The organism is Duncaniella muricolitica, assembly GCF_910574735.1.
GTDB classification, from domain to species: domain Bacteria; phylum Bacteroidota; class Bacteroidia; order Bacteroidales; family Muribaculaceae; genus Duncaniella; species Duncaniella muricolitica.
This window is the reverse complement of sequence record NZ_CAJTCF010000007.1, coordinates 12612-34532: the sequence shown is the minus strand read 5'-3', so window position 1 is coordinate 34532 and position 21921 is coordinate 12612. Positions and strand designations below refer to the sequence as shown.

Sequence of the window (21921 nt, the reverse complement as noted above, 5' to 3'; positions counted from 1 at the left end):
ATAAAAAAATGGCACCGTTACGTGAAAAGATAGGCTACGGATTTGGCGACATGGCCTCGTCAATGTTCTGGAAAGTGTTCAGCTACTATCTACCCTTTTTCTATGCCAACATCTTCGGAATAAGCCTTGTCGACACAGGCATACTCCTCCTGGTCACCCGCATATGGGACGCCGTGAGCGACCCGATGATGGGCATCGCCGCCGACCGCACGCGCACACGCTGGGGCAAATACCGTCCCTATCTGCTGTGGGTGGCCGCTCCGTTCTCGATATGCGGCATCCTGCTTTTCACCACCCCCGACTGGGCCTATGGTGCCAAGCTCGTGTGGGCCTATGTGACCTACATACTCATGATGACCGTCTACACGGGCATAAATGTCCCTTACGGAGCCATGCTCGGCGTGATGACCGACAACTCGCAGGAGAAGACGGTGTTCTCGTCCTACCGCATGTTTTTTGCCTACGGAGGCTCTTTCATAGCCCTCTTTGCGTGGGACCCTCTGTGCTCCATGTTCAGCGGCAGTCTTGGCATGACGCCCCAGACGTCGTGGCAGATGGCCATGTGTGTCATCGCTTCGTGTTGCTTCGTGCTGTTTCTGCTCTGCTTCAAGCTCACCCGCGAGCGCATCGAGACTGTGGCCACGGCCACGCTTGGCAATGACCTCAAGGCTCTGGTGACCAACAAGCCCTGGTGGCTGCTCAACGGAGCGTCGCTCTGCTTTAATCTCTTCAACACCGTGCGCGGAGCCACCGTTGCGTTCTTCTTTGCCGACATTATCGGGGGCGAGCAGCACATCGTGGTGTTCTCGCTGTCGATACTCTTCTACTCGGGTCTCTTCCTGGGTGTGGGCGAGGTGGCCAATATGGTGGGTGTCGCGCTGGCTGTGCCCGTGACCAACCGCATAGGCAAGAAGCCGACTTTCATCATGATCGACGCGTTGCTCATTGCGTTCAGTGTGGGATTTTTCGCTCTCTCGCCCACTACCAACGGCGGGCTGCTCATGATGCTGCTCCTGCAGGTCATCATCTCGGTGCTCACGGGCATGATGTCGCCGCTGGTGTGGTCGATGTATGCCGATGTGAGCGATTATTCCGAGCTGCGCACCGGCACTGCTTCGACAGGTCTTATCTTCTCGTCGGCTTCGATGGCTCAGAAGTTTGGCGGGGCCATAGGCGGTGCTTCGGTGATGTGGCTGCTGAGCGGATGTGGCTACATCGAGCGTAAGGACGATATGATAGGCCAGGTGATTCAGCCGACGAGTGCCATCGAGTGTCTGTGGATGCTAATGACGTTTATCCCTGCGGGGGTGGCTCTGCTGTCGATGATTATCGTGTGGTTCTATCCTCTGGGCACTACCGAGATGGCTGACATCGTGGCCCGACTCCGCGACAAACGACACCACTGTGACAATTAGCAATTAGTAATTAGCAATTAGTAATTAGCAATTTGTTGATAGCTGAGGGGTTCGACACTCTTTATCAATTCGATTTACTCCTATTTGCGTCATTTACTTTATTTACTCTATAAACTTTTATTAACTTATAAACTTTATAGAAGATTTGAAACAGCAACTGATTGACAATCTGACCTTTAATATACTCCCCTACTGGATTGACCGTATGGTCGATCCGGCAGGTGGTTTTTACGGTCGACGCGACGGCCACGATGCTCTCGACCCGTCGGCTCCCAAAGGGGCTATTCTCAACGCCCGCATACTCTGGACTTTCTCAGCCGCCTATCGCGAGCTGCACCGCCCTGAGTATCTCGACATGGCCACTCGCGCCTATGACTATATACGCGACCATTTTGTCGACCGCCAATATGGCGGGACATACTGGAGCCTCAATCCCGACGGCTCGCCGCTCGATGACAAGAAACAGTTTTATGCCATAGGCTTCATGATCTACGGTATGGCTGAATATTACCGCGCCACGGGCTGTGAGGAGGCTCTCGCGCTGGCCTGTGAGCTCTTTGCCTGCATAGAGACTCACTCTCGCGACCGCCGCGAGGGCAAGGAGGGATATTTCGAGGCCGCGACACGCTCATGGCAGCCCATAGCCGACATGCGTCTGAGCGACAAGGACACCAATGCCTCCAAGACCATGAACACCCATCTCCACATCATCGAGGGATATACCAACCTGCTGCGCGCACTCAAGGAGCGCGAGGCGGGCAAGAGCCGTAGTGTGCTCTCGGCCGAGCTCGACGACATCCTCGACACGGCTGTAGTGGAGGAGGCTACCCGCGGACTGCTGCGCATATTTCTCGACCGCATAGAGCATCCCGTCACACGCCATCTCACGCTCTTCTTTGACGATGACTGGCAGCAGGTGGGGGGCGACATAGAGAGCTACGGCCATGACATCGAGGCTTCGTGGCTGCTGCTCGAGACGGCCCAGGTGATAGATGACCCCGACCTGCTCGGGGAGACTCTCGACCATACTCGCCACATAGCTTTGGCCGGACTCCAGGGCAGATGTTGCGACGGCTCGATGGTGTATGAGCGTCATCCCGACGGGCACTATGACAACGACAAGCACTGGTGGGTTCAGGCTGAGAACGTAATCGGGCAGCTCTATCTCGCGGCGTTTCACGACATGCCCGAGATGGCTGTGCACGCTCGTGAGTCGTGGCGTTACATTCTCGACAATCTCGTCGACCCCGAGGGCGAATGGTATTGGTCGCGGCTTGCATCCGACGGCTCTGTCAACCGTCACGATGACAAGGCGGGCTTCTGGAAGTGTCCCTACCACAATTCGCGCATGTGTCTCGAGGCGGCATCGGTGCTCGGCAAGCTCGGCTCGTAAACACCTCATACTCATAGAATATACCGACAAGAGTGTCAGTCTCACGATTTGACACTCTTGTGAGACTGTCTCACTACAGTGTCAAAATTGTGAGACTGAGACTGTCATCTCAAGGTTGCGACAGCGGCATTTCTCTCCGGCGCAAATGGCTTTTTATGTCTCTGATATATTTTTAGCCTCCGCTGCGCGACATTAACGCACCTTTTCATACCCTATCCATTATTAACTTTGTATTGTATTATAGAGTATAGGGAGGAAAGTATAGAGTATATAGAGAGTGTATTATTATATTAGAAAGCATTATAGAATATTATAGAATATATGAAGTGGATTAGTTCGGTGCCGGACTAATCCACTTTTTCTATACCCTACACTTTCAGACTTCAACTTCTCTAAACTCTATATATACAGTCTCAGTCTCACAATTTTGACACTATAGTGAGACAGTCTCACATGTGTGTCAATTTGAGAGACTGAGACTCGGACCATAACGGTGTCGGGAATGAGTCGTGGCGGTGGTAAGACGTCGGTTTTTACGACTTTTTCACATCTAAAGTTTTTGTGTTTGGCACTCATGCAGTAATTTTGTAGCTTATTACCAATCATCATGCATAACCGACAGGAAAAGTTAGAGGCACTCGGGCGTGTCATAGACACTCTTGAGATATTGCGCGTAAAGTGTCCGTGGGACGCCAAGCAGACCAACGAGTCGCTGCGCCCCAACACTATCGAAGAGGTCTATGAGCTGTGTGACGCTCTCATACAGGAGGATAACGCCAACATACGCAAAGAGCTTGGCGACGTGTTGCTCCACGTGCTTTTCTACGCTCTCATAGGCGAGGAGAAGGGCGCGTTTGACATCGCCGATGTGTGTGACGCACTCAACACCAAGCTCATCTATCGCCACCCCCACGTGTTTGGCGACACCTCGGTCAACTCGACCGACGATGTGCTGCGCAATTGGGAGGAACTCAAGCTCAAAGAGAAAGGGGGCAACAAGACCGTCCTCTCGGGAGTGCCCAAGGCTCTGCCCGCCATGATCAAGGCCGAGCGTATCACCGAGAAAGCCGCCAATGTGGGCTTTGACTGGGAGAAACGCGAGGATGTGTGGGACAAGGTCAGGGAGGAGATTGACGAGTTTGCCCGCGAGGCCGAGGGCATGGACCCCGCACGCCGCGAGGAGGAGATGGGCGACGCTCTCTTTGCCATGATCAACGCCGCGCGTCTCTACGGCATCAATTCGGAGAACGCTCTGGAGAAGACCAATGCAAAATTTATCAAGCGTTTCAACCACATCGAGCGTCGTGCCGCCGAGATGGGCCGCCCGCTCAAAGAGCTGACCCTCGCCGAGATGGATGCCCTGTGGGACGAAGCTAAGCTCTTATAGTTTAAAGAGTTTAGAGAGTTAAAAGTTTAGAGTTTACGATGGACTGCAATCAAGTCAACGCCCACGAGCGTGACCCGTATCTGAGCTTTGAAGCCGAGAGCCACACCTACCGTCTCGGAGAGCGTGAGATGAAATCGGTCACCACACTGGTCGAGGAGTGCTTTCCGCGGTTTGACGCACCCTTCTGGGCCGGACGCATGGCACGCAAGCAGGGCATCGACCCGCAGGTGATACTCGACCGCTGGGAGCGCGAGGCATGCCGTGCACGCGACCTCGGGACGGTGATGCACGAGCGCATAGAGCGTTATTATCTGGCTCTGAGCCGCGGCGAGCGGCCCGATGGGCCCGAGGGCGACATCGATGCCTATCGCCTATTCTGCAACTTCGCGGCCAACAACCGTCTGCACCCCTATCGCACGGAGTGGCGCATCTATCACGAGGACTACGGAGTGGCCGGCACGCTCGACTTTCTCGAACGTACGCCCGACGGCACCTTCAACATCTATGACTGGAAACGCTCCAAGAAGCTCGTGGACACCGACGGCCGCATCATGGCCGAGTCACCCCGAAAATCCGCAGGCCTCCATCCCATAGGCCATCTGCCCGACACCTCCTACTGGCACTATGCCCTTCAGCTTAGCATCTACCGCCTAATTCTCGAGGAGCGTTACGGCATACGGGTCGCGGGCATGAGGCTCGGAGTGTTTCACCCGACATATGCCACGCCGTGGATTGTCGAGGTGCCCTATCTGCACACAGAGGCCCTCAGTGTATTAAATAAAGTTAAATACAGTAACATTTCCCACCCCTGCGCGTCATTATGGTGAAACTAATCGCCTATCTTTGCGACTAACTTATAAATGACCCATACCTTAAATCGCGCAATCACGCTACAACTACAATACACTACAAAACAACCAATAAATTCTCACATGAAACATTTGTTGAAAACAGCTCTCATCGCTCTGACAGTCCTGCTCGCCGCAGGGCAGAGCGCAATGGCCCAGGGGGGCAACAACCCCATGACACAGCCGTTGCCGGTCGACAAAGATGTGCGCATCGGCAAGCTCCCCAACGGACTTACCTATTACATCCGTCACAACGAGTATCCCAAGGGACAGGCCGACTTCTACATAGCCCAGAAGGTAGGCTCGGCCCTGGAAGAAGAAAACCAGCGCGGACTGGCCCACTTCCTGGAGCACATGTGCTTTAACGGCACCACCAACTTCCCCGACAACCAACTGCGCGAGTGGCTCGAGTCGATAGGCGTGAAATTCGGTGCCAACCTCAACGCCTACACCGCCGTCGACCAGACTGTCTACAACATATCCAACGTGCCCATCGCCCGCGAGAGCGTGCAGGACTCCTGTCTGCTCATACTCCACGACTGGGCCAACGACCTCACCCTCGACCCCAAGGAAATCGACAAAGAGCGCGGCGTAATCCATGAAGAATGGCGTCGCGCCATGCAGGGCCAGATGCGCATCTTCGAGCGCATACTCCCCGACCTCTTCCCCACCACCAAATATGGCCGCCGTCTGCCCATCGGCATCATGGATGTGGTGGACCACTTCGAGCCTCAGGCCCTGCGCGACTATTACGAGACATGGTATCGCCCCGACCAGCAGGCTGTCATAGTGGTGGGTGACATCGACGTAGACCGCATCGAAGGCAAAATCAAGGAGATGTTCACCTCCATCGAAATGCCCGCCGACGCCAAGCCCCGCACCTATGAGCCCGTGCCCGACCACAAAGGCACTCTCTACGGCATCGGCTCCGACCCTGAGCAGAAACACCTTATGGGCCAGCTCATGATACTCCACGACATCTTCCCCCTCGAGCTGCGCAACACGCCCGCCTACTTTGCCAACTCCTACATCCTCGGCATGATCTCGGGTATGCTCAACAACCGTCTCTCCGACATCGCCTCCAAGCCCGACGCACCCTTCGCGGCAGCCGACTTCAGCTATGGCGACTACATCATCACCAAGACCAAAGATGCCGCCGGCATCACAGCCGTGTCAAAGGACAACGACATCATCGCTCCCCTCCAGGCAGCCTATCGCGAAGTGCTCCGCGCGGCTCGCGGCGGATTCACACAGAGCGAATATGACCGCATGCGCGACAACTACCTCTCTTCGTTTGAGCGCGCCTACAACAACCGCGCCACACGCGAGAGCGGCACATTTGTCAACGAGTATGTCAACAACTTCGTCGACCTCGAGCCCATCCCCGGCATCGAGACCGAATGGGCCCTCTGCCAGCAGATAGCAGCCTCCATCCCCCTCGAAGTCATCAACAAGGCCATGGCTTCGCTCATCACGCAGGACAACCGCGCCATCATGGTACTCTCGCCCGAAAAAGAAGGCTTCACACTCCCCACTCCCGCCCAGCTCGAGGCCGCTCTCTCACAGGTCGACGCCGAGACCATCGAGGCTTTTGTCGACAACGTGAAGACCGAGCCCCTCATACGCAAGGCTCCCGTAGCCGGCAAAATCGTCAAGGAAGTGCAGAACCCCACATGGGGCACCACCGAATGGACCCTCTCAAACGGCGCGAAAGTCATCGTCAAGTCGACCAAATTCAAGGAAGACGAGATACGATTCTCGGCTCAGGCTCTCGGTGGATATGCCGACGTGCCCGCTGAAAAAGCTCCCTCCATACTCACTCTCCCCAACACCCTCGGCAACATGGGCCTCGGCTCATACAACTCGAGCGACCTCGCCAAATATCTCGCAGGCAAAATCGCCGGCGTAGGCATCGACCTGGGCGCATACACCCGCTCAGTCTCGGGCGGCACTACTCCCAAGGACCTCCCCACTCTCATGGAGCTCGTCTACATGGCATTTACCGACGTTACCTTCGACCGCGACGAGTTTGAAGCCATGCGCAAGTCGACAGCCGCAATGCTCGCCAACCAGACTACGACCCCCAACTACGTCTTCAACGAGAAGATGCTCACCACCCTCTACACCTCGCCCTTCCAGCGCATGCTCACTCAGGCCGACCTCGAAGCCGCCGACCTCGACTACATCACAAGCCTCGTGCATGAGATGACATCCAACGCCGCCGACTTCACCTTCTACTTCGTAGGCAACGTCGACCTCGAGAACCTCCGTCCGCTCGTCGAGACCTACATAGCCTCGATACCCGGCAACGCAGCCACCGCACGCAAGGGCATACCCACCTACAATCCCGCACTCTTCGCCAAGCCCGGCTCGGCCGACGATACCTTCTCGACCAAGATGGCCACACCCCAGACTCTCGTCGCCATCATGGAATACGGCACAATACCATTCTCACCCAAGACCTCACAAGTAGCCTCTATCGCCGGACAGATACTCACCAACCGTCTCATCAAGACAGTGCGCGAGGACATGGGTGCCGTCTACTCCATCGGAGCCTCGGGCCAGGCTTCACGCCTCGGACTCAACCCCGTCATGATGTCGACATCGTTCCCCATGAAACCCGAAATGAAGCAGGAGGTACTCGACTTCATCCACGGCCAGTTCAAAGCCATGGAGAGCGACGTCACTGCCGAAGAGCTCAACCCCATAAAGGAATACATGGCCAAGAGCTTCACCGAAGCCAAGGAACGCAACAGCACATGGCTCAGCGCGCTCTCGGGCTACGGCATCGACGGCATCGACACATTCAACGGCAACATCGAAGTCCTCAACTCAATCACTGTCAACGACATCATGGACTTCATGAAAAAACTCAACGCCCAGGGCAACTACCGCACAATCACCCTCGACCCTGCATTGTAAAGTTTATGAGGTTAAAAGTTTAGAGTTTAACCTCCCGAAAAAATCACCAATCAACAAAAATCAGCCCCGGACACTATGCCCGGGGCTGATTTTTGTATTTTACTTGTAAAAACTTCCGAAATATTGGACCAAGCCGAAATTTCGATGCATCAGAGATTAATGCCCTCCACAATTCTGCCTGATATACGCAGCTACCGCACAGGCATCACAAGCACGCCACTCCACATCCCGCACAGGCATCCCAAGCACGCCTCTCCACATCCCGCATAGGCATCCCAAGCACGCCACTCTACATCCCGCATAGGCGTCCGTAGGACGCAGATTTGGTCGTAACCTGGTACACCGAAGCGCAGCGGAGGTGTGCCAGGAGTGGCATACTATAAAGAAATGATGTCCGGCAGGACATCGGTTATCGTGAGAGGGGGCTGTATAGCTATCGCGCCCGATAATCGAGGGTGTTGCAAAACACCAGAAAGCAGATAATTTGCAGACTGTTGTAGCAAGGAAAGGCCCGTAGGGCCTGTGCGAGCTTAGGCCATGGCAAGCATCCGCGTAAGCGGTGCGCAGCCATGGTACAGAATAATTATCCACAGCATGTGCCGCGTAGCGGTACAACAATACAAGCGTATCAAAACGTTATGTCGCAGTGAATTACCATCATGACACTTTGTGGCACCGCTACGCGGCGCACCGTTTTATATCTGTCTTTATACCATGGCTGCGCACCGCTTACGCGGATGCTTGCCATGGCCTAAGCTCGCACAGGCCCTACGGGCCTTTCCTTGTCACAACTGATTAAATCATAGGTTTTGCAACACCCTCATCACTGTATTGAGTCATTGGTCCCGGCACACCTCCGCTGCGCTTCGGTGTACCAGGTTACGATCAAATCAGCGTCCTGCGGACGCCTCTCCGATTATTTCAATATTCTTCATCACAGCAAAAAAACAGCACGGAATCTTTCGACAGCCTTACAGTCTATAAAACAACTATCTGACAGTAAAACAACACTCCCGCCACAAAAAGTTTTCTCCCCTACATTTCCACTGACAGTCTCAGTCTCACTATGACACTGTGTGAGACTTCTGACACTTTGCGCTTTCCTATGAGACTGAGACTGAGACTTCACGTCTGCTCCAGCTCACAGCATCGTGCAGGGCCGAGCATCATACCCACAATATCGCCTCAAGCATCTCCGCGATGGTGACACAACGTCTCGAGCCGTCGACTATAAAGGCATCCGCCGTGACTTCGACGGTCATGTTGGGACGGCTTACATCACACGGCAACTCCTCACTCCCGGCAGTCACTGCAAGCACGCCCTCACGAGCCAAAGCCTTGACTGCCATACTCATGCGCCCGCTATGTGCGTCGCCCGTCACAATCACCGACCGCGAGAGGCCTGTATTGATGCGAAACAGGCCCGTAGTCATGTCAAACACCACCCCCTCGCGCTCGAAATACCGTCCCAAGGCCCCGTTAAGCGCGAGATCCTCCGGCACCCCTATCTCCACTCCACGCGTCTTGTCGATAAGCCACACCCTGTCGGCTATCTGGAGAGCAAGCTCAAGGTCGTGGGTCGAAAGAAACACCGTCTTGCCCTCCTCGCGTGCCAGCCGCTGCAACAGTTGCATAATCTCCACCTTGCTCGGATAGTCAAGAAAAGCCGTCGGCTCGTCGAGAAATATTATCGGCGTCTCCTGGGCCAGAGTCTTGGCTATCATCGCCTTCTGACGTTCGCCGTCGCTCAGAGTGCCGACAGGTCTCTCCCTGAGCTCTTCGATACCTACAAGACGTATGGCACGGTCGGTCACCTCCATGTCATGAGCCGACAGCCGGCCCCAGAAACCCGTGTAAGGACTTCGGCCAAGCCCCACAAGCTCGCCGACAGTCATATTGCTCAGGCTCACACGCTCGGTAAGCACCACACCTATCAGCCACGACAGCTCACGGCTGCTGTAATCGGCAAGCGGCCTGCCCTCTATCTCTATCGTCCCGCCTATAGCCGGCTGAAAGGCCGACAGTGTGCGCAGAAGCGTCGACTTGCCTGCCCCGTTGGGCCCGAGCAGACAGGTGAGCTCACCGCTCAGCAGAGTCGCGTCAAAGCTCTTCGACACCTCCCTGACCGCCGACCGGCTCCTGTAGCCCGTCACAAGGTCATGCACCCTTACCGTATCGCGTCGTCCGACAGACATCTCCATCATCTTGATCTATGTTTAAAAAGTACCCATATCACGACAGGCGCGCCTATAAGCGGAGTCACGGCATTGAGCGGTATCACCGAATTGGCCGGAAGCACACACATCAGATTACAGCCCAGAGCCACAGCAGCTCCCGTAAGCAGAGTGCCGGGCATCAGCACACGGTGGCTGTCGGTGCGGAATATCATACGCGCTATGTGGGGCACAGAGAGCCCTATGAAAGCCACCGGTCCGCAATAGGCCGTAATCACAGCCGTGAGTATGCCCGTGGCAAGCAGCAGCAGATTTCTCACCCTTTGCAGATTCACCCCGAGATTGCGTGCATAGCCGTCGCCAAGCAGCAGCAGGTCGAGCGGCTTCATCAGCAGCAGCGACATCACAAGCCCGACAGCGGTCACCGAGCAAAACAGCGGCAACTGTCTCACCGACACGCCGCTAAAGCTGCTCATACCCCACATCACATAGCTCTGCACTCCCTCGGCTGTCGACACAAAGTTGAGCAGCATGATGACCGACGAGGTCAGATAGCCTATCATTATACCCGTAATCAGCAGCATCAGAGTGTCTTTCAGAGCCGATGAGAGCAATAGCAGCACCCCCATTATCATGAGACTCCCGGCAAACGCCCCTGCCATCACGGCCGCATAGCCACCTATCGTGAACGAACCCGCCGAGACTGTCCCGCCAAGCAGCAGCATCACCAAGGCTACCCCGAGACTCGCCCCGGAGTTGACGCCAAGCACCGATGGACCCGCCAGCGGATTGCGGAAAGCCGTCTGAAGCATGAGACCCGACACGGCCAGACCCGCTCCGGCGAGCAACGCCGTGACAGCCATGGGCACACGGCTCTCCCTCACGATAAAGCCGACAGCTCCGTAGCCATCAGCCCCCAGCAGTATGTCGACGACATGCGACACGGGGATGTCCACCGAACCGATAAAGATGTTCAGCAGAAACAGCACGCCAATCAGCAATGTCACTCCTATAAATTTCACTGCTCCAGTTGTGTGAAATATTTTTTACCCTCCTTCTCAGCCACAAGTCCGGGATGCAGGATGGAAATCATATCCCTCAGAAGCCACTGCGGATGAAAAGGTATATCTTCGTAGAAAAACACACGGGACGTATTGCACCCGTACACTCTGTTATCCTTAAACGCTTTGAACTGCGTGTATATTGCATTGTCCGAAGCCAATTCCCTCATCGTCTTGTCGGAGTCCTGGGCATAGCGCATCAGCCACACATCGGCATCCTCGGCCTGATACAGCACCTGCTCGCCCGCAAGCCCCACGCTCCCGTTTCGGTCATGGACGGCAAACGGATTCTCGCCTCCGGCATCCTTGATGAAGATACCCATTGTCGAATTGGCCGCAGGCACATACCACGCCTGCCCGTACAGACGGTCAACAAGCACCTTGGGCCTGTCGGCAACACCCTCGGTAAGATTTTTCAGAGCGTTATACTCCCGCTCCGTCGCGTCAAACAAGCGTCTTGCCTCCTCTTCGCGGTCAAAAAGCATGCCATACAGTATCATCCACTCGGCCCTGGCCAGCGGCGAGGTCTCCATATAGTCGGCACACTCTATGAGCGGTATGCCAAGCTGTCCGAGCCGCCCGTAAGTGCCCGAGTTTTCATAGGGCGACAGCATCACACCGTCGGGATTGAGGCTGATGATTTTCTCGATGTTGGGCGAAGTTCCCGTGCCGCAGTCGGCCACACGGCCTCCGGCAATCCTGTCGGCAAGACTCTTCTGATGTATATATTGCGCGTCACACACTCCCGAGATGGCATCGAGAGCACCAAGCTCGGTCACCAGACTGTTGTGGACCGACGAGTATATCAACGCCGACTTCAACGGTGTGCGCACCACGGTCCACTCCTCCGGCAACCCCTCGGGCACCGACACGCTGTCGGGCACAAGCACATAGGTGTGAAGCACAGCAGTCGTGTCCCACGGATTTCTTACCGTCGCCTTTACATAGTCAGGATACTTTACGAGCGAAAGATGGTCGGCATACTTCAGATGGAGCGTATCGCCGCCATCCGCCGAAACAAAAGCGTTGCCGCCCTTGCACGAGACAAGGGTCGACAACGCTATCGGCAGAAATAGACTGAAAAAATATTTGATTGTCATCTATTGTTCTAAAGTTTGTTTAGTCGACAAAGACAGCAGTCCTGGGATTCAGACCTCCGCAGTCAAACTTCTCGACAAACGTACCGTCTTTCTTGAAGCGATACATATTACCGTTGCTCTTGTAGTCGGACACACCGATATAGATATCACCGTTCTCATCGTCGACAGCCATCATGTAGATGCTTGAGCTTGAGAGTTCGGCGGGAGCATTCTTAAGGAATGACTCATTGATCACACGGCCGGTCTTGATGTCATACGAGAAGAAGGTGTTGGTTGTGATATAAGTGGACCAGTCAGTATATGAATATACAAGATATACTTTATCGTTGCCGGCACACATTTTGCTGGCAACCGCCAAATCAGTCACGTTATTGTTATTTGCAGGGTCAATCATCTGGAATGAATATCCCACATTCTTATAATTGCCATTTGAAATCACAAACACCTTATCATCCTCCTCTGTCATGTCATTGGGATTCTCCACTACGGTCAGAGTCTCCTTCAGAGTGAAAGTATTCAGGTCGATTACAAATACGTCGTTGTGATACACCCATCCCGCGCTTGTCTGAGTATAAGAGTTTGAGACATAAAGGTTGTCACCCACTATGGCCACACCCTCCAGGTTGGAACCGGGAGTACGGAGCTTGGCCTCGACCTGCATGGTCCGGGCATTGATTTTTGCCACCATGCTGCCGTGGAACGATGCGTAGACATATCCGTCCTCTGCGGCAATATACCTGATGCCGCCACCAAGCTCGGTGTCACCGGCAAACGAGATACGGGCCTCCTCGACACACGCTGCGTTGAGCCGTGCGAGATAGTTGGAGCCATACACGGCCACATAGATTTTGCCGTCCTCCTCTATCATGTCCTGAGCGGTGTCGCCGAGACGCATGTCGTTCTGCAGATAAAATATGTCATCGATTGACTCCATGTTGTTATCAGGAGCATAAAAACCGATACCGGCATTGTTGTGTTCATTCTTACCCTCGTTGAGAATAAACATCCTGTGTCGGGGCAGAGCCACCTTCGACACCTCGCTGTCCACTACGGGAGCATCGTCGTCATCGCTACAAGCCACTGCCGAGAAGCCGACAGCAAGCACACACATCCAGTTGAAAAAATTCTTAATCTTCATAATTACGATTTTGTATTTCGATTGTTGTCTTTAAAATTTCACATTTGCCACCACACGCCACGAACGTCCAGGCATGGGGTAATACTTTATCACGTCATACTGCCTGTCGGCCAGATTGACAAGCTCACAGCGCAGACCCAGCCTGCACCCTCTCAGGCTCAACTCGTGCCCGAGCGTCACAGTCTGCTCCACATAACCCTCTATCTCGTTGACGGGAATATTCTGGCTGAGATAATACCTCTTGCCCACCCCCACGAGCGAGTAGCCGAGAGTCACCCACGGGCTCTTGACCGTCACGGCCATGTTGCCGCTGTGCTCGGGCGTGTAAGGCAGTTGCTCCTTATAGTTTTTTGCCTCGGGGTCGGTCAGATCGACAGCCCGCTGCCATGTATAGGCGGCCGTGAGCGAGACGTTGATGCCGCGAGGGAGCGAGAAAGCCGTAGCCATGGTGAAATCCACACCCGTCACATGCACCTTACCGAAATTGGCCATCTTCCAGGCATATGTGGTCGGGAAAGCCACTATCTTGTCGGTCACCTCGTTGAAATAACCGTCGGCCGTCACCGAAAAATAGTCCATGGCCTGACAGAACTTCCCGCTCCACGTCACTCCGAGGTCATACTCATTGGCCCGCTCGGGGCGCAGCGAGCGATTGCCGAGACGGTCATAATACAGGTCGTTGAATGTCGGAGTGCGGAATGTCGACTTGTACATGCCTCTCAAAAACAGCATCTCCTCCTTCCACGGCTGCACGCTCACCGACAGACTCGGCGACAGCCGCTTTATATCTTCGGGAGCTGTGCCCTCCCTGACTCTCTCGGTGATGTAAGTCCCCACCACAGTGCCGGTAGCCGTCAGCGGGCCCCTGCGCCACCGAGCCGTGAGAGCGGTCAGCGATGTATAGCGGGTAGGAAAGGGACACGAGCCCATCGTGCTGCTGAGAGTATTTATTGTCCCGTCCTGTGCAAGAGCCAGCGACAGACCCGTCACAGGGCGATATTCGGCCGTGGCCGACAGGTAATACTCGTTCTGAGTGTGCACGGCCTGATACATTCCGCCGGCAAACTGCGGCCCATGCTCCCTGTCGCGGTTCCAGCCGTAATTATATTTGCCCAAAGCTTGAAAACGCCATTTAGACGAGAAATCGCAGCTATATCTTGCCTGCACAAATCCGTTCTTGTCCCAAAGCGTTTCGTTCGACACCGGATTGTAGAGCGTCACAGCTCCCGGCAATCCGCGTTTGGAGTAGAAATAATAACCCTTTACCTGCAGGTCACCCCCTCCGGGCACATCGTAATACACATTGGCTTCGCCATGCCACGAATCTATGGCCGAGTTGTTGCGTCGCTCCCGTGTGACATATTTGCCGTTTACAAGTGTGAAGGGATAATTGCCGTCGGCCCGCATGAAATTGACGTCAAGCGAGGTCCTCACACGGCTTCCGGCCTTCTGCCACCACCGGGCCATCGGGTTGACATACCCGAATGAGCCCCCCTTCATCTGCACTTCAAAGGCCGAACTGCGTCCCGCCTCAAACTCCGGAGTGTTGGTAATGATATTGAGCACGGCAGCCGACGCATAGAGCTTGGCGGGCTGCAACAGATTCTCGTCCTGCCCTATTGCCAGCGAGAGCATCGACACATTGTCAAGCGAGAACCGGCCGATGTCTATCTGACCGGCCTGGCAGTTGCTCACAGGGGCTCCGTCATAACTCACACCCGTATGCGAGGCTCCCATATTTCTCACCGACACGGTCTTAAGTCCGCCTATGCCGCCATAATCCCTCACATTGGTGCCGGCAAAGCGTCTCACGGCGTCAGCTATGTTCTGAATACCGAGCTCGGCTATGTTCTGACCGCTGAGCGACTGCACAGCCACTCCTGTCGACACTCTTACGGGCGACCTTCTGGCCGTGACTGTCACCTCGCCAACCTTCTGCTCGGTGCCGGTCGCGACGGTGTCGGGCAACTCGGGGCTGCTCCACCCCTTGACAGGGAGAAGTGCGGCCGCCACAAGTAGCGTTAATGACATGCTTTTACGGTTTTCCATCAGCGATTGAGTCTATATCTTAATCTCGGTGCTTCACAGCAACGCCACAACTCATCGCTCTCACTCCCTCTTGCCTGCCGCCGATATGCCGCCACACACGCTCTGAGGGGGAGTGGATTTATGGTTGTTTTGTCGCTTTATGTCCCGAAAACTTCAAAACTTATCACACGTTCCGGCAGGTCTTCTGACTTATCCCCTCATCGACAGCCTTCCCGGAGAGGCTCCAGTGGCTTTGCTTCATCAATGAGTTATGGCAGGAATCACAGCAGCGGGTCTGTCCGGGAGTCTCACCCGGTTCCCTTTTCATCACACCCCTTTCAGGAGTGCGACACCAAAACGTGGGGGCAAAGGTAGAAAATCTTTCCCAATCCGCCAAACGATTTCCGCCTCTTCAACCGCTCTGTCATCCACATTCCATACCACTGTCATGAAACAAAGTGGCCCCTCACGCGGTTAATACTATGTTACAGATAAAAATTCCGACTTATGAAAAAATTTCTTATATTCATATCTCTGGTCATAATATTCGCCACAGTCGTGTGGATATTCTCCGGACGCATCGAGAGCACCGCTCCCGGACTCTCGGGTCCGCCAAGACTCCTTGAAGCAGCCAACAGTTCGACTCAGCTCTCCACATCCGACCTCAAAGGCAAATATGTACTCGTAAACTTCTGGGACTCGCACAACGCAGTGTCACGCATCGCAGCCGGCGAATATGACCGTTACTTCCGCGCCCACAAGCGTCCCGACCTCCGACTGCTCTCGGTCAACACCGACGACAACCGCCGACTCTTTGACGAGATAGTGCGTCGCGACGGTCTCGACTCGCTCACCCAGTTTCACATCGCCGACATCAAGGCCCGAGGCATCTCGCCGGGCTATCATCCCGAGGGTGGATACTCATCCTATCTCCTCAACCCCTCAGGCAAAATCGTGGCTGTCAACCCGACAGTCCAGGCTATCAACAGGATTATCAACACCCACGGCAAATAGCCCGCAATAACCGTTGTCACAGGCGTTTCACTCCGCTTCGATAAAAAATATTTCAAAAACATTTGGCAGTTATGATAATTTGACATAATTTTGCCACGAAAACAAGAAATTATGAGAAATATGCTCAACAATCAGAATTATTGGTGGCGCATCGGTAGACATATCGATGGCAGTTGCCTGTGACTGATTTTTCCAATTACGGGCATACAATAAAAATAACACATCAACCCATACCAAGGAGGCCATCGAGTTATATCGGTGGCCTCCTTGTTTTTGTTTACAATCATCCCGACGACAACAAAAAAATACACTCATCATATGAAACAGTTTCACTCCATTCTCCCTGTCGACGACGAGGGCTACTACGGACACTTCGGCGGAGCCTACATCCCCGAGATACTTCACGGCAACATCGAGCGGCTCCGCGAAGCCTTCTACCGTTATGCGGCCGACAACGACTTCAACCGCGAGCTCGACACCCTGCTCCGCGACTACGTGGGACGCCCCTCTCCGCTTTACCGGGCCGACCGTCTGAGTGCACATTACGGCACCAACATCTATCTCAAGCGCGAAGACCTCAACCACACCGGAGCCCATAAGATCAACAACGCTTTGGCCTCAGTCCTCCTGGCCAAGCGCATGGGCAAGACCCGCATCATCGCCGAGACAGGAGCCGGACAGCATGGCGTAGCCACCGCCACAGCATGCGCCCTCATGGGCATGGAATGCATAGTGTTCATGGGTGCCACCGACGTGGCGCGTCAGAAACCCAACGTCGACCGTATGCTCATGCTTGGTGCACGTGTCGAGTCCGTACAGAGCGGCAACCGCACACTCAAGGACGCTACCAACGAGGCCATACGCTACTGGTGCTGCAATCCCGACAGCTTCTACGTCATAGGCTCCACCGTCGGACCTCACCCCTATCCCGAGATGGTGGCCTATTTCCAGTCGGTCATATCGCGTGAGATTCGCGCCCAGCTACTGTCGCAGACCGGCTCCGAGCTCCCCGACTGCGTAATAGCCTGCATCGGCGGAGGCAGCAATGCGGCCGGAGCCTTCTATCACTTCATCAACGAGCCCTCTGTGCGTCTGATAGCAGCCGAGGCGGCCGGACTTGGAGTGGACACCGACATGACCGCAGCCACCATGCAGGTGGGCAGCGAGGGCATCATACACGGCTCGCGCACTATGGTGATGCAGACCGACGACGGCCAGATTATAGAGCCCTACTCCATCTCGGCCGGTCTCGACTATCCCGGCGTCGGACCTCTCCACTCCTATCTCGCCTCATCGGGCCGCAGCGAGGTCGTGGCCATCACCGACTCACAGGCTCTTGACGCGGCCATGCGCCTCACACGCACCGAGGGTATTATCCCGGCCCTGGAGTCGTCACACGCGCTCGGTGTGCTCGACATCATGAGATTCTCGCCCGACGACACAGTGGTGCTCAACCTCTCCGGACGCGGCGACAAGGACATGCAGACCTACATGAAATTTATCAACTCCTAAACTTTGCAAACAACAATGCCACATACACTCTTCATAAACTCACGCGTCATTCCGGCCGATCTCGAGACACCCGTGGGCATATATCTCAAGATTCGCGACCTCTATCCTCAGTCGGCTCTCCTCGAAAGCTCCGACTATCACACTTCGCAAAACTCGGTCAGTTTCATCGGCGTAGATCCCATCGGAGGCTTCATGGTCAACAATGGCGTGATAACACTCTCCTATCCCGATTCTCCCGACACCATAATCCCCGTCACCGATGATATCGACGTGGTGGACGAACTGAAAAAGTATATCTCCTCCTACTCTGTCGAAGGTGATTCTGACAGCAGCGCGAGCGGTCTCTTCGGCTACACGGCCTATGACGCCGTGCGTTACTTCGAGCGTGTCGACATTCAGCCCAAAGAGGCATGTTTCGCATCCGTGCCCGACATGAAATATATCCTCTACCGCTTCATCATAAAGGTCAACCATTACAAAAACCAGATGACAGTCTATGAACACGCTCTGCCCGGCACCACCTCGGCCATCGACGAGATTGTAAGCGTGATTCACAACAACAACGTGGCACAATACTCATTCTCACTCATCTCCTCGCCTACATCAACAGTCACCGACGGTCAATACATGGACATGGTGCGACGCGGAGTCGCCCACGCTCTCCGTGGCGATGTGTTCCAGATAGTTCTCTCGCGACGCTTCGCCCAGCGGTTCAAGGGCGACGAGTTCAACGTCTACCGCGCCCTGCGTTGCGTCAATCCGTCGCCCTATCTGTTCTATTTCGATTTCAGCGACTTCCGCATCTTCGGTTCATCGCCCGAAACCCATCTCAGAGTGGATGGCGGCACAGCCTACATCGACCCTATAGCCGGCACGTTCAGACGCACCGGCGATGACGCCCGCGACCATGAGCTGGCCCGCGCTCTGCTTGAAGACGAGAAGGAAAACGCCGAACACATCATGCTCGTCGACCTCGCCCGCAACGACCTGAGCCGGAGCGGAGGCAAGGTAAGCATCGACTTCCTGCGTCAGATTCAATATTACTCCCACGTCATCCACATGGTATCGCGCGTAAAGGCCGAACTGCCCGACGATGCCGATGTCTATCGCCTCTTTGCCGACACTTTTCCGGCCGGGACTCTCAGCGGCGCGCCCAAGGTGAGAGCCATGCAACTGATTGACGACATCGAGCCTCACTCGCGCATGACCTATGGCGGATGTATAGGCTACATCGGCTTTGACGGCAATCTCAACCAGGCCATCACCATCCGCTCGTTCCTGAGCCACGACAATAATCTCTACTTCCAGGCCGGTGCAGGTGTGGTGGCACGCTCAGTGCCCGAAAACGAGCTCCAGGAAACCAACAACAAACTCGGGGCTCTCACACGCGCCCTTAACTATGCCGAGAGTTTCGGCGCATAATCAGTTGTAACAACTCTAACAGGTCAAAATCATGAAACTGCTCATACTCGACAATTACGATTCTTTCACCTATAATATCGTGCATGCCGTCCGTTCGCTCGGCATTGAACCGATTGTGCGACGCAACGACTGCATCACGCTCGACGAGATAGAGGCCTTTGACAAAATCATCATATCTCCGGGCCCAGGCATCCCTTCCGAAGCAGGCATCCTCCCGGCTCTGCTCGAACGTTATGCCGAGTCCAAGCCCATCCTCGGCATCTGTCTCGGCCATCAGGCCATAGGCCAACGTTTCGGCGCACGTCTCCGCAATCTCTCACACGTGTATCACGGCATCCGCTCCGACATCACGGTCACATGTCCCGACTATATATTCGACGGTCTCCCCGCCATAATCGAGGTGGGCCGCTATCACTCATGGGTCATCGACCGTGAGGGGCTTCCCGACTGTCTCGAGGTCACAGCGGTCAGTCCCGACGGCGAAATAATGGCCATACGACATCGCTCGCTCGACATACGCGGGGTCCAGTTTCACCCCGAGTCAATCCTCACACCTCAGGGCCAGGTGCTGATTTCCAACTGGCTCAGACACTGATAGTCCATTCAACCGTTCAACACCGAAAAAACATATGAAATCACTCCTATATAAAATGTTTGAGCACAAGAGTCTCTCGCGCGAGGAGTCTCACCGAGTGCTGCTCAACATCGCCGACGGCAAATATAACGACTCGCAACTGTCGGCCTTCATGACCGTCTATCTGATGCGCTCCATCACGCTCGACGAACTGACAGGTTTTCGCGACGCCATACTCGAACGACGCAATCCCGTCGATTTCGGCGACATCAAGGCCATCGACATCGTAGGCACGGGCGGAGACGGCAAAAACACGTTCAACATCTCCACCGCCTCATGCTTCGTGGTGGCCGGCACAGGACGCAAGGTGGTGAAACATGGCAACTATGGTGCGAGCTCCATCTCGGGAGCTTCCAACGTGCTCGAGCAGCATGGCGTCAGATTCACTGCCGACCTCGACCGTCTCCACCGCTCGCTCACCGACAGCGGTGTATGTTATCTCCACGCTCCGTTTTTCAGCCCGGCACTCAAGAGCGTGGGGCCGGTGCGAAAAGCACTTGGCGTGCGCACGTTCTTCAACATGCTCGGCCCGCTTGTCAATCCGTTCATGCCCAAATATCAGTTGCTCGGAGTCTATAACCTCAAGCTCCTCCGCCTCTACAATTACATAGCCCAGCAGGAGGGCATCGACTGCACTGTCGTACACTCGCTCGACGGATACGATGAAATCTCGCTGACATCTCCCTTCAAGGTGTCTTCATCCGAGGGCGAACGGCTCTACACTCCGGCCCAACTCGGATTTGACACCGCCTCACAAGCATCGCTCTACGGAGGTGACACTGTGGACGAGTCGGCTGTAATCTTCGACAACGTGCTCGCCGGCAAGGGCACCAAGTCACAGACCGACTGCGTTGTGGCCAACTCGGCCTTTGCCATCCACACACTCGAGCCTGAAGTCTCCATTGACGAAGCCATCCGTCAGGCCCGCGAATCCATATCTTCAGGTGCTGCACTCGGTGCTTTCCGCCGATTTGTCGAAATCAACTCTTAACATTACTCTCATGACTGACATACTCCGACATATAGTCGACAACAAGCGACGCGAAGTCGAGGCTATGGCCCGCCCCACAGTCCCAGCTACAGCTCCCGACCGAACGCACCGTTCCATGAGCCGCGCACTCTCCCAGAGCCCGACAGGCATAATAGCCGAATTCAAACGCCGCTCACCATCCAAAGGCGACATTCACCCCATGGCTATGGTCAGCGAAGTGATACCCTCCTACACCCGGGCCGGAGCCTCGGCATGCTCGGTGCTGACTGATACACCCTACTTCGGAGGCGCGCTCACCGACCTGGCCGTAGCCCGCACGCTGACCGACATCCCGCTCCTGCGCAAAGACTTTATAGTAAGTGAATTTCAGATAGCCGAAGCCGCCGGTCACGGAGCCGACGCCATCCTGCTCATCGCAGCAGCACTCTCGCTCGACGAGATAACCCGTCTCACCGACTATGCCCACAGCATGAACATCGAAGTCCTCCTCGAGTTACATTCGGCCGAAGAAATGGCCCGCTTCTATCCGGCAGTCGACATGGTAGGCATCAACAACCGCAACCTATCCACATTTCACACCGACCCCGGCCTGTCGCTGACACTCGCCCGCATGTTGCCCGACAACGTAGTCAAAATAGCCGAAAGCGGACTCACCTCAATTGATGAAGTCAACCGCCTCCGCGATGTCGGCTACCGAGGCTTCCTCATAGGCGAAACCTTCATGCGCCACACCGACCCGGGCCGTGCCTTAAGCGATTTTTTAAACCCACCCCACACCAATCTATGAATAATTAAGGACACAAACAAACTCTTTAAGGTAAGTAAGTAAGTAAATAAGTAAGTAAGTAAGTAAGTAAATAAAAACTTAAAAACTTATGTTTC

16 protein-coding genes and 1 riboswitch are annotated in these 21921 nt (G+C 54.9%); of the genes, 11 read left to right on the top strand and 5 right to left on the bottom strand.

The genetic code is table 11. The features are described 5' to 3' along the window. Positions 1–8 precede the first annotated feature (8 nt). The 5 genes from QGT73_RS02765 (at position 9) to QGT73_RS02745 (ending at position 7965) form a co-directional block, all read left to right on the top strand. Complete coding sequence (locus QGT73_RS02765) at positions 9–1415, top strand: MFS transporter (protein WP_280121326.1); 1407 nt, start codon at positions 9–11, stop codon at positions 1413–1415. Between the two features lie 136 nt (positions 1416–1551). After that, a complete protein-coding gene (locus tag QGT73_RS02760) occupies positions 1552–2808 on the top strand; it encodes an AGE family epimerase/isomerase (RefSeq protein WP_280121351.1) in 1257 nt (418 codons plus the stop codon). 604 nt (positions 2809–3412) lie between these two features. Beyond that, on the top strand, positions 3413–4195 hold the full coding sequence (mazG, locus tag QGT73_RS02755; RefSeq protein ID WP_123616024.1) for a nucleoside triphosphate pyrophosphohydrolase: 783 nt from the start codon (positions 3413–3415) through the stop codon (positions 4193–4195). 38 nt (positions 4196–4233) lie between these two features. Next, the gene (locus QGT73_RS02750; protein WP_280121325.1) at positions 4234–5022 is read left to right on the top strand and encodes a hypothetical protein; all 789 of its coding nucleotides are present in this window, start codon (positions 4234–4236) and stop codon (positions 5020–5022) included. A 105-nt stretch (positions 5023–5127) separates the two neighbouring features. Continuing rightward, a complete protein-coding gene (locus QGT73_RS02745; protein ID WP_280121324.1) occupies positions 5128–7965 on the top strand; it encodes a M16 family metallopeptidase in 2838 nt (945 codons plus the stop codon). A gap of 1166 nt (positions 7966–9131) precedes the next feature. Here the strand turns inward: QGT73_RS02745 and QGT73_RS02740 are convergent. The 5 genes from QGT73_RS02740 to QGT73_RS02720 are packed head-to-tail and all read right to left on the bottom strand — an operon-like array spanning position 9132 to position 15469. Next, the gene (locus tag QGT73_RS02740; RefSeq protein WP_280121323.1) at positions 9132–10169 is read right to left on the bottom strand and encodes an ABC transporter ATP-binding protein; all 1038 of its coding nucleotides are present in this window, start codon (positions 10167–10169) and stop codon (positions 9132–9134) included. Beyond that, on the bottom strand, positions 10166–11161 hold the full coding sequence (locus QGT73_RS02735; RefSeq protein WP_280121322.1) for an iron chelate uptake ABC transporter family permease subunit: 996 nt from the start codon (positions 11159–11161) through the stop codon (positions 10166–10168). Before QGT73_RS02735 ends, QGT73_RS02740 begins: the two co-directional genes overlap by 4 nt. Beyond that, positions 11158–12300 (bottom strand): ABC transporter substrate-binding protein, encoded by a 1143-nt coding sequence (locus QGT73_RS02730; protein ID WP_280121321.1) that lies wholly within the window; start codon positions 12298–12300, stop codon positions 11158–11160. The genes QGT73_RS02735 and QGT73_RS02730 overlap by 4 nt, the downstream gene beginning before the upstream one ends. A gap of 19 nt (positions 12301–12319) precedes the next feature. Next, a complete protein-coding gene (locus tag QGT73_RS02725) occupies positions 12320–13438 on the bottom strand; it encodes an NHL repeat-containing protein (RefSeq protein ID WP_280121320.1) in 1119 nt (372 codons plus the stop codon). A 30-nt stretch (positions 13439–13468) separates the two neighbouring features. Continuing rightward, positions 13469–15469, bottom strand: coding sequence for a TonB-dependent receptor plug domain-containing protein (locus QGT73_RS02720; RefSeq protein WP_280121319.1), 2001 nt, complete (start codon positions 15467–15469; stop codon positions 13469–13471). A 175-nt stretch (positions 15470–15644) separates the two neighbouring features. Then, a riboswitch (cobalamin riboswitch) is annotated at positions 15645–15838 on the bottom strand. A 135-nt stretch (positions 15839–15973) separates the two neighbouring features. Here QGT73_RS02720 and QGT73_RS02715 point away from each other — a divergent pair. The 6 genes from QGT73_RS02715 to QGT73_RS02690 all read left to right on the top strand — a co-directional run bounded on the left by QGT73_RS02715 (position 15974) and on the right by QGT73_RS02690 (position 21826). After that, on the top strand, positions 15974–16480 hold the full coding sequence (locus QGT73_RS02715; protein ID WP_280121318.1) for a thioredoxin domain-containing protein: 507 nt from the start codon (positions 15974–15976) through the stop codon (positions 16478–16480). Positions 16481–16798: 318 nt separating this feature from the next. Continuing rightward, positions 16799–17992 carry a tryptophan synthase subunit beta gene (gene trpB, locus QGT73_RS02710; protein WP_280121317.1) on the top strand — a complete coding sequence of 398 codons (1194 nt, stop codon included), beginning with the start codon at positions 16799–16801 and terminating at the stop codon, positions 17990–17992. 15 nt (positions 17993–18007) lie between these two features. Then, entirely contained in the window at positions 18008–19414 is a 1407-nt protein-coding gene (locus QGT73_RS02705) for an anthranilate synthase component I family protein (RefSeq protein WP_280121316.1), read from the top strand. A 31-nt stretch (positions 19415–19445) separates the two neighbouring features. Beyond that, positions 19446–20009, top strand: a complete 564-nt coding sequence (locus QGT73_RS02700) for an anthranilate synthase component II (protein ID WP_280121315.1) — start codon at positions 19446–19448, stop codon at positions 20007–20009. Positions 20010–20043: 34 nt separating this feature from the next. Next, positions 20044–21039 carry an anthranilate phosphoribosyltransferase gene (trpD, locus tag QGT73_RS02695; RefSeq protein ID WP_280121314.1) on the top strand — a complete coding sequence of 332 codons (996 nt, stop codon included), beginning with the start codon at positions 20044–20046 and terminating at the stop codon, positions 21037–21039. A 10-nt stretch (positions 21040–21049) separates the two neighbouring features. Beyond that, a complete protein-coding gene (locus tag QGT73_RS02690; protein ID WP_280121313.1) occupies positions 21050–21826 on the top strand; it encodes an indole-3-glycerol phosphate synthase TrpC in 777 nt (258 codons plus the stop codon). Positions 21827–21921 lie beyond the last annotated feature (95 nt).

What these genes read in the sequence shown, in the direction of transcription:
- QGT73_RS02765 (WP_280121326.1), top strand. Translation starts at nt 9, where the DNA reads ATGGCACCGTTACGTGAAAAGATAGGCTACGGATTTGGCGACATGGCC.
- QGT73_RS02750 (WP_280121325.1), top strand. Translation starts at nt 4,234, where the DNA reads ATGGACTGCAATCAAGTCAACGCCCACGAGCGTGACCCGTATCTGAGC.
- QGT73_RS02745 (WP_280121324.1), top strand. Translation starts at nt 5,128, where the DNA reads ATGAAACATTTGTTGAAAACAGCTCTCATCGCTCTGACAGTCCTGCTC.
- QGT73_RS02740 (WP_280121323.1), bottom strand. Translation starts at nt 10,169, where the DNA reads ATGATGGAGATGTCTGTCGGACGACGCGATACGGTAAGGGTGCATGAC.
- QGT73_RS02730 (WP_280121321.1), bottom strand. Translation starts at nt 12,300, where the DNA reads ATGACAATCAAATATTTTTTCAGTCTATTTCTGCCGATAGCGTTGTCG.
- QGT73_RS02725 (WP_280121320.1), bottom strand. Translation starts at nt 13,438, where the DNA reads ATGAAGATTAAGAATTTTTTCAACTGGATGTGTGTGCTTGCTGTCGGC.
- QGT73_RS02720 (WP_280121319.1), bottom strand. Translation starts at nt 15,469, where the DNA reads ATGTCATTAACGCTACTTGTGGCGGCCGCACTTCTCCCTGTCAAGGGG.
- QGT73_RS02715 (WP_280121318.1), top strand. Translation starts at nt 15,974, where the DNA reads ATGAAAAAATTTCTTATATTCATATCTCTGGTCATAATATTCGCCACA.
- trpB (WP_280121317.1), top strand. Translation starts at nt 16,799, where the DNA reads ATGAAACAGTTTCACTCCATTCTCCCTGTCGACGACGAGGGCTACTAC.
- QGT73_RS02705 (WP_280121316.1), top strand. Translation starts at nt 18,008, where the DNA reads ATGCCACATACACTCTTCATAAACTCACGCGTCATTCCGGCCGATCTC.
- QGT73_RS02700 (WP_280121315.1), top strand. Translation starts at nt 19,446, where the DNA reads ATGAAACTGCTCATACTCGACAATTACGATTCTTTCACCTATAATATC.
- trpD (WP_280121314.1), top strand. Translation starts at nt 20,044, where the DNA reads ATGAAATCACTCCTATATAAAATGTTTGAGCACAAGAGTCTCTCGCGC.
- QGT73_RS02690 (WP_280121313.1), top strand. Translation starts at nt 21,050, where the DNA reads ATGACTGACATACTCCGACATATAGTCGACAACAAGCGACGCGAAGTC.